Genomic DNA, 15,041 nt, shown 5'->3' with positions numbered 1-15,041 from the left:
GACCATGTTCCGTCCCTACGGTGTCGCGCTGCGCGCGATGATCGTGCTCACCGTGCTGCTGGGAGCGGCGTACCCGCTCGCGGTGCTCGGGATCGGGCAGCTCGCCCTGCCCGCCCAGGCGAACGGCTCGCTGCTGCGCCAGGACGGCGCGGTGATCGGCTCGTCGCTGATCGGCCAGTCGTTCACGGACGCCGACGGAGCGCCCCTGCCGGAGTGGTTCCAGTCGCGTCCCTCCGCCGCGGGCTACGACGCCGCGGCCTCGACCGGCAGCAACCTCGGCCCCGAGAACGCCGACCTGGTCGCGTCCGTCGAGGAGCGCCGGGCCGCGATCGCGGCCTTCGAGGGCGTCGACCCGGCCGCGGTTCCGGCCGATGCGCTGACCGCCTCCGCCTCGGGGCTCGACCCCGCGATCAGCCCCGCCTACGCGCAGCTGCAGGCGCCCCGCGTCGCCGCCGCCCGCGGGCTCGACGTGAGCGCCGTGCGCGCGCTGGTCGACGAGCACACCGCGGGCCGCGAGCTCGGGTACCTCGGCGAGCCGACGGTGGACGTGCTCGAGCTCAACGCCGCTCTCGCGCGGCTGTGACCGCTCCGGTGGCGCCTCCGGCTCGTAGAATCGCGATCGGCTCGTCGGGACCGTCCGATCGAGCGGATCGACGCCGGACCCGCGAGCCCGGGACGCCCCGGAGCCGCGAGCACGAGGGGAGGCCGGGAGCATGACGAAGGGCCGCCTGCGCGTGCTCCTCGGAGCCGCGCCCGGAGTGGGCAAGACCTACACGATGCTCGAGGAGGGCCGCCGGCTCGCCGCCGAGGGTCGCGACGTCGTGGTGGCCGTGGTCGAGACGCACGGCCGCTCCGCCACCGCCGCGATGGTCGAGGGGCTGGAGGTCGTGCCGAGGAGGGCCGTCGAGCACCGCGGCGTGCTGCTCGACGAGATGGACCTCGACGCGGTGCTGGCCCGCCGGCCCGACGTCGCGCTGGTCGACGAGCTCGCGCACACCAACGCCCCCGGCTCCCGGCACGAGAAGCGCTGGGAGGACGTGCGGACGCTCCTCGACGCCGGCATCACCGTCTTCTCGACCGTGAACATCCAGCACATCGAGTCGCTCAACGACGTCGTGCACGCGATCACCGGAGCGCCGCAGCGCGAGACGATCCCGGACGCGGTCCTCCGCGCCGCCGACCAGATCGAGGTCGTCGACCTGGCGCCCCAGGCGCTGCGCGACCGCCTCGCCGACGGCCGCGTCTACCCGCCCGAGCGCATCGACGCGGCGCTGTCCAACTACTTCCGGCTCGGCAACCTGACCGCCCTGCGCGAGCTCGCGCTGCTCTGGCTCGCCGACGAGGTCGACAGCGCGCTCCGCGACTACCGCGTCGAGCACGGCATCGACAGCACCTGGGAGGCGCGCGAGCGCGTGGTCGTGACCCTCACCGGCGGCCCGGAGGGGGAGACCCTGCTGCGGCGCGGCGCGCGGATCGCGGCCCGCGCCTCCGGGGGCGACCTGCTCGCCGTGCACGTGGTGACCCCCGACGGCCTCCGCACTCCCCGGCCGCACGTGCTCGAGGCGCAGCGGGTGCTGGTCGAGAAGCTCGGCGGCAGCTACCACCAGGTGGTCGGCGAGGACGTGCCGCGCACGCTGGTCGAGTTCGCACGCTCGGTGAACGCGACGCAGCTGGTGATCGGCGTGAGCAGGCGGAGCCGCCTCGCCTCGGCGCTGACGCCCGGCACCGCGTCGACGGTGATCCGCGAGTCCGGCAACATCGACGTGCACATCGTCAGCCACTCCGCCGCCGGGCGCACCGCGGTGCTGCCGAGGCTCGACGGGGCCCTGACGCTGCGGCGCCGCCTCCTGGGACTGGCCCTCGCCCTCGTGGGCGGCCCGCTGGTGACCTGGCTGCTCTCGACCCTCCGCAGCGACGAGTCGATCACGAGCGACGTGCTCTCGTACCAGCTGCTGGTGGTGGTGGTCGCGCTGGTCGGCGGGCTCTGGCCGGCCCTCTTCGCGGCCGTGCTCTCGGGGCTGACCCTCGACTTCTTCTTCGTCGATCCGCTCTACACGATCACCGTCGACGAGCCTCTGCACGCGCTGGCGCTGGTGCTCTACGTGCTCAACGCGGCGCTCGTCAGCGCCGTGGTCGACCGCGCGGCCCGGCGGGCGCGGGCCGCCAAGCGGTCGGGGGCGGAGTCGGAGCTGCTGGCGACGATCGCGGGCGGCGTGATCCGCGGGCAGGGGGCGCTGCAGGCGATCCTCGAGCGCTCTCGCGAGGCGTTCGGGCTGACCGGCGTGCGGCTGCTGCGCGGCGGCGAGCTCGTCGCGGCCGACGGCGAGCCGCAGCCGGAGGGCGATCCCGCGCGCATCGCGGTGGGCGAGGGCGCGGTGCTCGAGCTGCACGGCCGCGAGCTGGAGGGGAGCGAGCGGCGGCTGCTCCAGGTCGTCGCCGCCCAGCTGGACTCGGTGCTCGAGAACGCGGCTCTCAGCGAGACGGCCAGCTCCCTCGCTCCGCTGGCCGAGACCGACCGGGTGCGCAGCGCCCTGCTCTCGGCCGTCAGCCACGACCTGCGCCGGCCCCTCGCCGCGGCCACCGCGGCCGTCAGCGGACTGCGCTCGCCCGAGGTGGTCTGGAGCGAGCGCGACCGGGAGGAGCTGCTCGCCACCGCCGACGAGAGCCTCACCGTGCTCGCCGCGCTGGTCACCGACCTGCTCGACGTGACGCGGCTGGAGGCGGGGGCGCTCGCCGTGGCGCTCGCTCCGCTCGACGCCGCCGACGTGGTGCTCCCCGCGCTCGACGAGCTCGGGCTCGGTCCCGGCGAGGTCGACCTCGACCTCGATCCGGAGGGCCCGGCGCTGCTCGCCGACGCCGTGCTGCTGCAGCGCGTCGTGGTCAACCTGCTCGCGAACGCCGTCCGCTACGCGCCGTCCGGCACCCGGGTGCGCGTGGCCGCCAGCGCCTTCGGCGGGAGCGCGCAGCTGCGGATCGTCGACCACGGCCCCGGGGTGCCCGAGGAGCGCCGCGCCGAGATCTTCGTGCCGTTCCAGCGACTCGGCGACGACGACAACCTCACGGGCCTGGGCCTCGGCCTCGCGCTCTCGAAGGGGTTCACGGAGGGGATGGGCGGCACGCTCGAGACGGAGGACACTCCGGGGGGCGGGCTGACGATGGTGGTGACGCTGCCGCTGGCGAAGGAGACTGCTGCCGCTGCTCCTGCGGCTCACGTCGCTCCTGCCGCCCCGCACGACGGCGGGTCGGGCGCCGCCCCGCACGAGGACTCCGGAGGAGCCGCATGAAGATCCTGATCGCCGACGACGACCCGCAGATCCTGCGCGCCCTGCGCATCACGCTCACCGCCCGCGGATACGACGTGGTGACGGCCGGCGACGGCACCGAGGCGATCAACCGCGCGGTGGACGAGCATCCGGACCTCTACATGATCGACCTCGGCATGCCACGGCTCGACGGGGTCGAGGTCATCCACGGACTGCGCGGCTGGACGAGCGCGCCGATCCTGGTGGTGTCGGGACGGACGGGCGCGGCCGACAAGGTGGGCGCGCTCGACGCCGGCGCGGACGACTACGTCACCAAGCCGTTCTCGATGGACGAGGTGCTCGCGCGCATCCGGGCCCTCTCGCGGCGGGTGCAGCCGGCCGACGGCGAGCCGCTGGTCGTGATCGGCGAGGTGACCGTGGACCTGGTGGCCAAGAGCGCGACGCGGGACGGCGTCTCCGTGCGGCTGACTCCGACGGAGTGGCAGGTGCTCGAGATCCTCATCCGCAACGCGGGCAAGCTGGTCACCCGCCGCTCGCTGCTGGCCGAGATCTGGGGCCCCGCGCACGTCACCGACACCGGCTACCTGCGGCTCTACCTCGCGCAGCTGCGCAAGAAGCTCGAGCCCGACCCCGCGCATCCGCGGCACCTGCTGACCGAGGCGGGCATGGGCTACCGCTTCGTGCCCTGACCGGCCTGTGCTCGGCGGGGGGAACCCTGGACCGTCGAGGGGGCCCGCTGGCCGTGGCTCCGGCGACGGTCCGGGATCGCCTCGGCGGAGGGGGGCAGGTCACCAGTCGTGGACGGTGCCGTCGGCGAGTCGGTTGAAGGGCAGGTACGCGCGCACGTAGGGGTACTTCCCGGCGGCGTCGACGTCGAGCTCCACGCCCAGACCGGGGGCGTCGCCCGGGTGCAGCCGTCCCTCGCTCCAGGTGAACGACTGCTGGAAGACGCTGTCGGTCCGCTCGCCGTGCTTCATGTACTCCTGGATCCCGAAGTTGTGGATCGCCAGGCCGAGGTGCATCGCGGCCGCCATGCCCACCGGGGAGACGTCGGTGGGTCCGTGCATCCCGGACTTGATCTGGTACTGCGCGGCGTGGTCGAGGATCCTCCGGAGGTGGGAGACGCCTCCGGTGTGCGTGACCGCGCTCCGGATGTAGTCGATCAGCTGCTCGCGGATGAGGAGCTGGTAGTCCCAGACGGTGTTGAAGACCTCGCCGATCGCCAGGGGCGTGGTGGTGTGCTGCCGGACGAGGCGGAGGGCCTCCTGGTTCTCGGCGGGCGTGCAGTCCTCGAGCCAGAAGAGGTCGTACGGCTCGAGGGACTTGCCGAGGGCCGCGGCCTGGATCGGTGTCATCCGGTGGTGGCCGTCGTGGAGGAGGGGGAGCCCCGGCCCGAACTCGTTGCGGACGGCCTCGAAGACGCGGGGGACGTGGCGCAGGTAGGCGCGGGTGTCCCAGTCCTCCTCGGTCGGCAGGCCGCCGCGCTGCGCCGGTTCGTGGTCGTAGCGCACACCGGCGTTGCCCTCGAGGACGGCGTTGGAGGCGATGCCGTAGATCGAGGTCAGCCCCGGCACCGCGGTCTGCACGCGGATCGCGCGGTACCCCTGCTCCTGGTGCTCGCGGATGCTGTCGAACAGCTCCGCGTCCGTCCGCCCGGACGCGTGGCCGTAGGCGAGCAGGCCGGTACGGGACGCGCCTCCGAGCAGCTGGTAGAGCGGCATGCCGGCGGCCTTGCCCTTGATGTCCCAGAGGGCGGTGTCGACCGCCGCGATCGCCGCCATCGTGACCGGCCCGCGGCGCCAGTAGGACGACCGGTAGAGGAACTGCCAGGTGTCCTCGATGCGCGAGGCGTCGCGACCGAGGAGCAGCGGCACGACGTGGTCGGCGAGATAGGAGACCACGGCGAGCTCGCGGCCGTTGAGGGTCGCGTCGCCGAGGCCGGTCAGCCCGTCGTCGGTCGTGAGCTTGAGGGTGACGAAGTTGCGGTCGGGACTGGTGACGACGACCTCGGCCTTGTCGATCTTCATGGGATGCCTTTCGTGGTGGGGGATCGGGTCAGGGGTTCCGGCCGGGAGCGCGGTCCATCGAGAACGCGGCGGTCGAGAGGCCGGGCGCCACGGGCGCGGCCTGTCCCGTGCTCTCGCGGCGCTCGGCTATTTCGGCGACGATCTGCGCGTGCCGGCGGTCGGTCAGCGGGTAGAACGCCATGATCAGCACCGCGAGCAGGGCCGCGACGGCCGGGATGAGGCCGGCGGCGGCGCGGATGCCCCACTCGGCGTGCTCGCTCTGCTCCGCGGCCCCGGCCACGTAGCCGCCCCAGGCCAGCGCGTACGCGGCGAGGGCGCCTCCGACCGCCTGGCCGGTCTTGCGGGTGAAGGAGAACAGGGCGTAGATCGTGCCCTCGGAGCGGATGCCGGTCTTCCACTCCCCGTACTCGACGGTGTCCGCCTCGATCGCCCAGACGAGCATGTTGACGAGCTGAATGCCGACGTAGGCGAGGACCAGTCCGCCGAAGCCGACCGCCACCGCGTCGCCCGGGGCGAGGAAGACGACCGTTCCGCCGCTGATCAGGACCCCGACTCCGGCCATGTAGGCGTTGCGCTTGCCGAACCGCCGCACGATCGTCGGGACGAGGGCGGCCAGGCCGAAGGTCAGGGCGAGCTGGATCAGCGACATCGCGGCGTAGAGCTGGACCGATCCGAGCACGTCGCGCAGGTAGTAGAGCTGCACGGTCTGGAGCGCGAGCGTCCCGGTGAGGAACAGGAACGAGCTGAGGCAGAGGAAGAGCAGCGGCCGGTTGGAGCGGAGGGTCGTCATGCTCTGACGGAACGTGACGTGCGCGACGTCGCGCTGGACCCGCTCCTTCGCGGTCAGGATCGTGAAGAGGTAGAGCGCGGAGCCGACGACGACGAAGCTCAGCGTGACGATCGAGAAGAGCGACTGCAGATGGGCGCCGGGGACGACCAGCGGGGCCATGAAGGTGCCGAGCCCGGCCCCCACGATCGCGCCGCCGATGGCGCGGGCGCTGGCGAGCTTCGCGCGCTCGGTGCCGACCTGCGTCATCGCTCCGGCGAGCGAGCCGTAGGGGATGTTGACGAGGCTGTAGGCGAGGCCGAGCGCGGCATAGCTCAGGTAGGCGTAGAGCAGGGTTCCGCTCTCGCCGATCTGCGGGACGGAGAAGGTCGCGGCCGAGAGCAGCAGGAGCGGGACCGACCCGAACATCAGGAAGGGCCGGAACTTGCCGAAGCGCCTGCTGTAGGTGCGGTCCACGACCCGGCCGGCGAAGACGTCGGCGAACGCGTCGAAGATCCGCACGACGAGCAGCAGCGTGCCCGCCGCGGCCGCGGAGATCCCGGCGACGTCGGTGTAGTAGACGAGCAGGAACATCGTGGCGGTGGTGAAGGCGAGGTTGTTCGCCGTGTCGCCGGCGCCGTAGCCCACGATGCTCAGCTTCGAGAGCTTCTCAGCGGCGGGCGCTCCGGGCGCGGTGGTGCGGGGGGTCATGCGGGCTCCTTTACCCGGGCGCGGACCCGTCGGGGATCCGCGCCGCATCGAGACGGTGCGAGGGTGGCAATCGGTTGCCGACGGCGCCGGAAGGCGCCGCGCGGAGGGGCGGGGTGGAGGTCTAGGCCGCCTGAGCGGCGACCGCGGCGACGAGGGCCGGGTCGTCGGCGAGGCGCGTATCGACGAGCCGCAGCAGCGCCTCGACGGGTCGGGCGGAGCCGAGGGCGCGGTCGAGGGCGGGGCGCTGCGCGTCGGGCAGGCGGTCGCCCTGGAGCAGCAGTGCGATCCAGTCGGCGACGGCACGGAGGGAGGCGGCTCCGTCGTGTCCGCCCGCGCGCTCCGCGAGGAGCACGGGCGCGATCCGGATGCGGAGCTTGGCGGTCGCGTCGGCGCCGATCTGCTCGAGGCGGTGCTCGATCCGGGGGTTGCCGAAGCGCCCGAGGAGGGCGGCGCAGTAGGCGTCCGCGTCGAGACCGGCGGGGAGGCCGGCCGCCGCCTCCGCCCAGAACGCCTCGACGGCGCTCCGGCAGGCGGGGTCGGCGATCGCCTCCGCGACGGTGGCGAGACCCCGCCGGCGGCCGGTGGCGGCGAGGAGCGTGTGCGCGCCGTTGAGGAGTCGCAGCTTGCGCCGCTCGAAGGGCTCGATGTCGTCCACGAAGCGGGCTCCGGCGCGCTCCCAGGCGGGCCGACCGGCGGGGAAGCCGCCGCAGAGGACCCAGTCGCGGAACGGCTCGGTCACGACGGACGCGGCGTCGCTGATGCCGGTGAGCTCGGCTGCCGCCTCCCGGTCCGCCGCCGTGGTCGCCGGGGTGATCCGGTCGACGGAGGTCGACACGAACGAGACGGTGCGGTCGATCCAGTCGGCGAGCGACGGGTCGAGCCGCTCGGCGAGCAGGAGCAGTCCACGGCGCACGAGAGGGCCGTTGCCGGAGAGGTTGTCGCAGGGGACGACGGCGAGCGGGCCGGAGCCGGCGTCGCGCCGGGCCGCGAGGCCGAGGAGGAGGCGGCCGAGCGCGGTCGCCGGCGCTCCTCCCGATCGGAGGGCGGCGAGGTCGCTCCGGACGGCGGGGTCGTCCAGGTCGGGGCCGCCGTCCGCGGCGAGACGGTACCCGGCCTCCGTGATCGTCAGCGTGACGATCGCCGTCGCCGGAGCCGCGACGAGCTCGACGAGACGCGCGACCTCCGCGCCGTCGACCGCCTCGACGATGCTGCCCACGACCGTCGCCGAGTCGCCCTCCGGTCCGCGCTCGATCAGCGTGAACAGGCCGTCCTGCGCGGCGAGCTCCTCGGCCGCGCGGGGGCTCCGGCCGGTGAATGCGGCGATGCCCCACTCGTGGTCGTCGTCGACGGCGTGCGTGTACCAGGCCTGGTGCGCTCGGTGGAAGGCGCCGAGGCCGAGGTGGACGATGCGGACGGGAGCCGCCGGCAGGCCCGCGGACGCGCGATCGAGACCGCCTCCTCCGCCGTGCCCGCTCACAGCTTGAAGACCTTCCGCGGCTGGGCGTCGACGAGGTCCAGGATGACGGCGCTCGCCGTCTCGGAGTCGATGCGCCCCTCGGCGACCAGGCGCGCGAGGAACGCGGCGTCCAGCCTCCGCGCCATGTCGTGACGGGCCGGGATGGAGAGGAACGCGCGGGTGTCGTCGATGAAGCCGGAGCTCCGCGAGAAGCCGGCGGTCTCCGTCACGGCGGCGCGGAAGCGCAGCACCGCGTCGGGCGCGTCGAGGAACCACCACGGCGCTCCGAGGAACACCGACGGGTAGTAGCCGGCGAGGGGAGCGAGCTCGCGCGAGTGGGTGCTCTCGTCGATCCCGAAGAGGACGAGGTGGAAGCCCGGTGCGTTGCCGAGCTCCTGCAGCAGCGGGCGGAGGGGCTCGGCGAACCGGGTCGCGACGGGGATGTCGTGGCCGGTGTCGGGACCGAAGCGCTCGAAGGTCGGCCGATCGTGGTTGCGCAGCACGCCGGCGTGGACGGTCATCACCAGGCCGTCGTCGACGCTCATGCGGGCGGACTGCAGCAGCAGGTGGGCGGCGAGGACGCGGCTGCCCTCGGCGTCGATCGTGCCGGCGCGGGCGCGGGCGAAGAGGGACTGCGCCTCGGCGGGGTCGAGGTCGACGGTCAGCGGCTCCAGCACTCCGTGGTCGGCGGAGACGGCGCCGTGGTCGAGGAAGTGCCGGCGCCGGGCGCGGAGGGCCTCGAGGAATCCGGGGAAGCTGGACTCCTTCGTTCCGGTGGCGGCGGCCAGGGCGGCGACGCGCTCGGGCCAGCCGGGGGCGGAGGGATCGAGGTAGGCGTCGGGGCGGAAGGTCGGCAGCACGCGGCCCGGGAACGCCGGATCCTCCGCCAGAGCCCGGTGGACGGCCAGGTCGTCCAGCGGATCGTCGGTCGTCGCCAGCACCTCGATCCCGAACCGCTCGAAGAGCGCCCGCGGGCGGAAGGCGGCGGACGACAGCCGGGCCCCGATCGCCGCGAAGAGGGCGTCGGCGGTGGAGGCGTCGGGCTGCTCGGTGATGCCGAACTGCTCGGCGAGGATCGACTGGAGCCAGTAGCCCGAGGCGGTTCCCGCGAAGATCCGCCAGTGCGCGCAGAACGTGCGCCACACCTCCTCCGGGCCGGCGAGGCGCTCGCCTCCGGGGATGCCGAGATCGCCGAGGTCGATCCCGGCGGAGTGGAGCAGCCGGGTGACGTAGTGGTCGTGCCGGAGGAAGAGCTCGGATGCGTCGGCGAAGGGGCGGTCCTCGAGCAGGAGGCGCGGATCCACGTGCCCGTGCGGGGAGAGGATCGGCAGGTCGGCGACGCTCGCGTGGAGATCGCGGGCGATCGCCCGGGTCGTCGGGTCGATCGGCAGGAGTCGGTCGGGATCGTTCAGCAGCTTCGTCGGCACGGGGCCATCCAAGTATGGGTGCCGAGAAGTGTCAACCGATTGCCAGAGGTGTCGCACCGGATGGCGCGCCAGGCGCGGACCGGGGTCAGGAGTCGCGGCGGGGCCCCGTTGAGGCGCGCGGGACGAACTCCGTCGGCAGGTCGTCGGCCCGCTCCGGAGGCTCCTCGTCGCCGAGCACCCGGCGGACCGCCCGCTCGCCCATCCGGCCCAGCGGTGCGCTGATGGTCGACAGTGGCGGCGAGGTGAAGTCGCTCCCGAAGATGTCGTCGAAGCCGATGATGCTGAGCTGCTCCGGGATCGCGACGCCCGACTCCTGAGCCGCGCGCATCAGTCCGATGGCGACCAGGTCGTTGTAGGCGATCACCGCGCCGACGCCGGAGGCGGTCACCCTCGCGAGCGCGCTCCTCCCGCCCTCGAGGGTCGAGACGCCCGGCCCGATCTCGACGACCGTCATGCCCCGCTGCGGAGCGCGGTCGAGGAGGAGCTCCCATCGCGCGGCGCTCATCCACGAGTCGGGCGGACCGGCGATGAAGGCGAGGGAGCGGTGGCCGAGGGCCGCGAGGTGGTCGAGCGCGGCGTCGATCCCGGGGGCGAGATCGGGCACGATCCCCGCGACGCCGGGGACCACGCGGTTGAGGACGACGACCGGGATGCGCCCGGCCAGCGCGATGATCTCCTCGTCGCTGAGGCGGGTGCTGACGAGGACGAGCCCGTCGGTGGAGGCGGCGATGCGGTCGGCCGCCTCGGCCTCGCGCTCCCCGGACTCCTGCGACTCGGCGAGGATCATCGTGAAGCCGCGGAGCGACGCCGCCCGCTCCGCTCCGCGCACGGCGGGGAAGAAGGCCGGGTTGGTGATGTCGGCCACCAGCAGCCCGAGGGTCGAGGTGCGGCCCGTCGGCAGCGCGCGCGCCATCGGGTTGAGCCGGTAGCCCAGCTCCTTCGCGGCGGCGCGGATCCGCTGCTCGGTCGCGGCGTTCAGCCGTCCGGGCGTGCTCAGTCCGCGGGAGACGGTGGAGGGGGCGACGCCGGCGAGTCGGGCGACGTCGTAGATCGTCGTCGCGGAGCGGCCGCGGCGTCTCCCGGCGGAGGGGCCGGTGGGCGCGTCTTCGCTGGGCACGATCGCGGTCTTCTCTCGAGGGGCACGGCGGCGGACGGGGCGCCGTCCGCCGCCCATGCTGCCACAGGGCCGAGAAGCCCGCCCGGCCCGTCGCTCGCGTCCGGGTCGCGCCGGATCGGGGAGCCCGCGCTCCGGGAGGCCGCCGTCGCCGGCCGGCCGCCCACCGCTCCGGTCCCGTCCAGCGCGGCTCCGCGCGGCTCCGCCCCGTCAGCTCCGCTCCGGGAACGCCCCCTCCTCGCGGATGCGCTCGTTGAGCGCCGCCAGGAACACGCCCTCGTCGAGGTCGAGCGGTACCTCGCGTCCCGTCCAGCTCGAGTAGTGGATGGCGTTGGCGAGCCGGACCCCGAGGATCCCCTCCGCCCCGGGTGCGAGCAGCGGCGTGCCGTGCAGGATGCTGTCCGCGAAGTCCTGCAGGACGGCCGTGTGCTGCTCGCCCCAGACCGACGCCGACTCGATCCGCTCCGTCGTGGAGAGGCCCGCGGTGTCGTAGCGACCGCTGAGCAGGAGGCCCACGTCCTCGGCGCTGAGGGCGGCGCTGACCTCGCGCTCGGGGGCGTTCAGCCGGGTGATGGTTGCGACCCGGGAGTCGTCGACGACGATCCGGCCGCGGTCGCCGACGATCTCGAGGCGGTCGGTGCCGATCGGGTCGTGCGTCGTGGTGACCAGCACTCCGGTCGTGCCCCCGCCGAAGTCGGCGAGCACCGTCACCTCGTCCTCCACCGCGATGTCGCGGCACCGCCCGTAGCCGGCCTTGGCGACCACCGACTCCGGCACTCCGCACAGCCACTGCCACAGGTCGAGCTGGTGGGGCGCCTGGTTGACCAGGACGCCTCCGCCCTCGCCTCCCCAGGTCGCGCGCCACGCGCTCTGGTCGAAGTAGGCCTGCGGCCGCCACCAGGTCGTGATGATCCAGTTCGAGCGCAGGATCCGGCCGATCCCGCCCTCGTCGACGACCTCCTTGAGCCGGCGGTAGAGCGGGTTCGCCCGCTGGTTGAACATGATCGCGAAGCGCTGACCGGGACGGGCGGCGGCGGCCTCGTTCAGCTCCGCGACCTGCGCGGCGTAGACGCCCGCCGGCTTGTCGACCAGCACGTGCAGCCCGTGCTCGAGAGCGTCGATGCCGATCCCGGGGTGGAGGTAGTGCGGAGTGCAGACGACGACGGCGTCGACCTCCCCGCTCGCGAGGAGGGAGCGGTGGTCGGCGTGGAAGGACGCTCCGTGTGCGAGCGCGGCGGCCGCCGCCTCCCGGGCGGGGTCGACGTCGGCGACGGCGGTGACGACGAGGTCGCGCACTCTGCCGTCGGCGAGGAAGCGGGCGTAGGAGGAGCCCTGGGCGCCGAATCCGATGATGCCGAGGCGGACGGTGGTCATGGGAGGAGTCCTTCGTTCGGGGTGGAGTGGGGGATCCGCGCGGGCGCGCTCGGGGCGTAGGCGGCCTGGACGATCGCGAGCGACCTCGCCGCCTCGCGGGGCGAGATCCAGAAGGGCTCGTCCTCGCCGAGGCGGGCGTAGAAGTCGTGCACGAGCAGCTCGTGCGAGGCGCCCCAGTACGACCGCCCGCCGGATCGGCGCTCCGTGTCCGGGACGACCTCGACGGATCCGTCGTCGCGCCGCACGGTGAGGGCACCGCGCAGCGAGACGGTGGCGCGCTCGGTGCGCAGGCGGAGCTCGACCGGCTCGTCCCACGCGTTCGCCACGGTCGCGTAGAGGACGCTGCGCGCGCCGGAGGCGTGGGTGAGCACCAGGTCGGCGGTGTCCTCGACCTCGATCGGAAGCAGGCGCGTGGAGGCGGAGCCGCTCACCGCGACCACCTCGCCGAGGAGCCACTGCAGGAGGTCGACGGTGTGGATCGCCTGGTTCATCAGCATCCCGCCGCCGCCCTCGGCCCGCATCCCGCGCCAGGGGCGGTCGAGGTAGTAGCCGGGAGTGCGGTGCCAGAGCACGGTCGCGGCCGCACCTGTCACGGCGCCCAGGGAGCCGGACACCAGCAGCTCGCGGAGGCGCTGCACGGGCGGGTTGTAGCGGTTCTGGAAGCAGACGCCGATGCGCGCCCCGCCCCGCTCGGCCGCGGCGATCACCTGCTCGCCCTCGGCGACGGAGGAGGCGAGCGGCTTCTCGAGGAGCACCGCGACGCCGCGGTCCAGGGCCGCGACCGCCAGCGCGGCGTGCGTGCTGTGCGGAGTGCAGACGTGCACGACGTCAGGGCGGACGGAGTCGAGCATCCGGACCGCCTCGGGGAAGCCCGGCACCGCGTGCCTCTCGGCGGCCGCGGCGAGCCGGCCCGGGTCGGTGTCGCAGACCGCCACCAGCTCCGCGCCGGGTGCGGTGCCGATCGCCGCGAGGTGGACGGAGGAGATGTCGCCGCAGCCGATCACCGCCGCGCGGACGGTCATCGCAGGTCGATCCCGAGCGAGGAGGCGAGCCCCCGGAAGGCCCGAGCGGCCACTCCGAACGACTCGGGGCCGGAGAATCCGCCGAGGGCGTCCGTGATCGCGAGGTGCGGCTCCAGCGAGGCGACGCCCGTCCAGCCGTCGTCGCGCAGGGCGGTGAGCGTCTCGCGCAGCTGGCCGTCGCCCTCGCCGGCGGGCACCACGGTGCCGGTCGCGGCCACCGCGTCCTTCACCTGCAGGTAGTCGACGTAGGGCCGCAGCGCCGTCCAGCCGTCGTCGAAGGGCCGCACCCCGCACTGCACGAAGTTCGCGTTGTCCCAGGCGAGGCGCAGGGCGGGCGAGCCGACGGACTCGACCAGGTCGAGGATCCGCTCGGGGACGTCGCCGTAGATGTCCTTCTCGTTCTCGTGCAGCAGCACCACGCCCTCGCGCTCGGCGCGGTCGGCGAGCATGCGCAAGCGCAGCAGGACGTCGTCGCGGATGCTCTCGACCCGCACTCCCTCGCCCCGGTAGAACGAGAAGACGCGGATGCTCGGCGTGCCGAGGGCGTGCGCGGCGCGGATGACGCGGTCGAGGCGCGCGACCTCGAGCTCGGGATCGAGGGCGACGTCGACCTTGCCGATGGGCGAGGCGACGGCCGAGACGGACTGGCCGCCGCGCTCGAGCACGGCGGCGAGGCGGGCGAGGCGCTCGTCGTCGAGGTCGACGACGTTCCGGCCCCAGGCGCTTCGCACCTCGATGCTGTGCGCGCCGAGCGCTCGGAGGACGGCGACCTGGACGACCGGGTCGGGGTCTATCTCGTCGCCGAAGCCGGAGAGGGTCCAGGGCGCGGGGTTCTCGGATGCGGTCGTCGCGGGTGCGGTCGTCGCGGGTGCGGTGGTCACGGTGGTGCCTCGTTCTCGTCGTCGGGAACCGGCGGGCAGGAGCGCCGCCGTGCCACGACCATACGCGTATTGGCAACCGATTGACAAGATCGGAGGCGCGCCTCTACCGTCGGGGGCGTTCCGGGCCGCGGAGACGCCGGCCCCCACCGCGACCGGGAGGACTGCCGTGACCAGGATCGGCGTGCAGGCGATGATGCTGAAGGACGCGTTCGCCTCGGCGGGCGCCTTCGCGACGCTCCGGGAGGTCCGAGCGATCGGCTACCGGTCGGTGGAGATCTCGCAGATCCCGCTGACGGCGGCCACCGTGACCGAGCTGCAGCGGGCGCGGGACGAGCTCGGCGTGGAGATCGCGGCGATCTCGGCGGGCCTGGCACCGGGGGACTCCCCGGGCGCCGCGCTCGAGGGCGGGCTCGCCGGGATCGTCGCCGACGCCCGTGCGCTCGGCACGCGCACGGTCCGGATCGGCATGCTGCCCGCCTCCGCGGCGGCCTCGCCGGCCGCTCTGCTCGACTTCGCCGACCGCTGCCAGGCCGCCGCGGCGAGGCTCCGCGACGACGGGCTGCGGCTGCTGCTCCACAACCACCACCACGAGTTCGCGCGGCACGGCGGCCGCCTCCTGCTCGACGTCGTCGCCGACCGGGCTCCGCTGCTGGGGCTCGAGCTCGACGTGCACTGGGTGCAGCGGGGCGGGCTCGATCCCGTGACGACGCTGCGCCGGTACGGGGAGCGCGTCGCCCTGGTGCACCTGAAGGACTACCGGGTCGGGCCGCCCGCCGATGTGTCCGGCGGGTGGTCCGTGCACGCCTTCACCTCGAACGTGCAGTTCGCCGAGGTGGGGGAGGGCAACCTCGACTTCCCGGGGATCATCGGGACGAGCCTCGCGCTCGGCGTCGAGCACCTCCTCGTCGAGCAGGACGAGCGCTACGGGCGGAGCGCGCTCGACTGCCTGCGGACCTCGCACGCGAACCTCGTCGCGATGGGCTTCTCGGACCTGTTCTGA

12 protein-coding genes are annotated in these 15,041 nt (G+C 73.9%); 4 read left to right on the top strand and 8 right to left on the bottom strand.

Going from position 1 to position 15,041, the window contains the following annotated elements:
- The first annotated feature begins 4 nt into the window (after positions 1 to 4).
- The 3 genes from kdpC (at position 5) to C5C29_RS07065 (ending at position 3,952) form a co-directional block, all read left to right on the top strand.
- Positions 5 to 583, top strand: coding sequence for a K(+)-transporting ATPase subunit C (gene kdpC / locus C5C29_RS07075; RefSeq protein ID WP_104222649.1), 579 nt, complete (start codon positions 5 to 7; stop codon positions 581 to 583).
- Positions 584 to 713: 130 nt separating this feature from the next.
- Entirely contained in the window at positions 714 to 3,284 is a 2,571-nt protein-coding gene (locus C5C29_RS07070; RefSeq protein WP_104222648.1) for an ATP-binding protein, read from the top strand.
- The gene (locus tag C5C29_RS07065) at positions 3,281 to 3,952 is read left to right on the top strand and encodes a response regulator (RefSeq protein WP_104222647.1); all 672 of its coding nucleotides are present in this window, start codon (positions 3,281 to 3,283) and stop codon (positions 3,950 to 3,952) included. Before C5C29_RS07070 ends, C5C29_RS07065 begins: the two co-directional genes overlap by 4 nt.
- 99 nt (positions 3,953 to 4,051) lie before the next feature.
- Here the strand turns inward: C5C29_RS07065 and manD are convergent, their stop codons facing one another.
- The 8 genes from manD to C5C29_RS07025 form a co-directional block, all read right to left on the bottom strand.
- Positions 4,052 to 5,290, bottom strand: a complete 1,239-nt coding sequence (manD, locus tag C5C29_RS07060) for a D-mannonate dehydratase ManD (protein WP_104222646.1) — start codon at positions 5,288 to 5,290, stop codon at positions 4,052 to 4,054.
- Positions 5,291 to 5,318: 28 nt separating this feature from the next.
- On the bottom strand, positions 5,319 to 6,767 hold the full coding sequence (gene uidB / locus C5C29_RS07055; RefSeq protein WP_104222645.1) for a glucuronide transporter: 1,449 nt from the start codon (positions 6,765 to 6,767) through the stop codon (positions 5,319 to 5,321).
- A 121-nt stretch (positions 6,768 to 6,888) separates the two neighbouring features.
- Positions 6,889 to 8,244, bottom strand: a complete 1,356-nt coding sequence (locus C5C29_RS07050; RefSeq protein WP_258063509.1) for a mannitol dehydrogenase family protein — start codon at positions 8,242 to 8,244, stop codon at positions 6,889 to 6,891.
- The gene (gene uxaC / locus C5C29_RS07045; protein WP_104222644.1) at positions 8,241 to 9,650 is read right to left on the bottom strand and encodes a glucuronate isomerase; all 1,410 of its coding nucleotides are present in this window, start codon (positions 9,648 to 9,650) and stop codon (positions 8,241 to 8,243) included. Before uxaC ends, C5C29_RS07050 begins: the two co-directional genes overlap by 4 nt.
- Positions 9,651 to 9,735: 85 nt before the next feature.
- Positions 9,736 to 10,767, bottom strand: coding sequence for a LacI family DNA-binding transcriptional regulator (locus C5C29_RS07040; protein WP_181065528.1), 1,032 nt, complete (start codon positions 10,765 to 10,767; stop codon positions 9,736 to 9,738).
- Positions 10,768 to 10,974: 207 nt separating this feature from the next.
- On the bottom strand, positions 10,975 to 12,138 hold the full coding sequence (locus C5C29_RS07035; protein ID WP_104222642.1) for a Gfo/Idh/MocA family protein: 1,164 nt from the start codon (positions 12,136 to 12,138) through the stop codon (positions 10,975 to 10,977).
- Entirely contained in the window at positions 12,135 to 13,160 is a 1,026-nt protein-coding gene (locus C5C29_RS07030; RefSeq protein WP_104308172.1) for a Gfo/Idh/MocA family protein, read from the bottom strand. Before C5C29_RS07030 ends, C5C29_RS07035 begins: the two co-directional genes overlap by 4 nt.
- Positions 13,157 to 14,041, bottom strand: coding sequence for a sugar phosphate isomerase/epimerase (locus C5C29_RS07025; RefSeq protein WP_104308171.1), 885 nt, complete (start codon positions 14,039 to 14,041; stop codon positions 13,157 to 13,159). Before C5C29_RS07025 ends, C5C29_RS07030 begins: the two co-directional genes overlap by 4 nt.
- Positions 14,042 to 14,207: 166 nt before the next feature.
- Here C5C29_RS07025 and C5C29_RS07020 point away from each other — a divergent pair, with 166 nt between their 5' ends.
- Positions 14,208 to 15,041 carry a sugar phosphate isomerase/epimerase gene (locus tag C5C29_RS07020; RefSeq protein ID WP_258069473.1) on the top strand — a complete coding sequence of 278 codons (834 nt, stop codon included), beginning with the start codon at positions 14,208 to 14,210 and terminating at the stop codon, positions 15,039 to 15,041.

The sequence above is a fragment of the Rathayibacter sp. AY1H2 genome, assembly GCF_002931985.1.
Lineage (GTDB): Bacteria > Actinomycetota > Actinomycetes > Actinomycetales > Microbacteriaceae > Rathayibacter.
The sequence above is the reverse complement of the archived record's forward strand: the minus strand, read 5'-3'. Positions and strand labels throughout refer to the sequence as shown.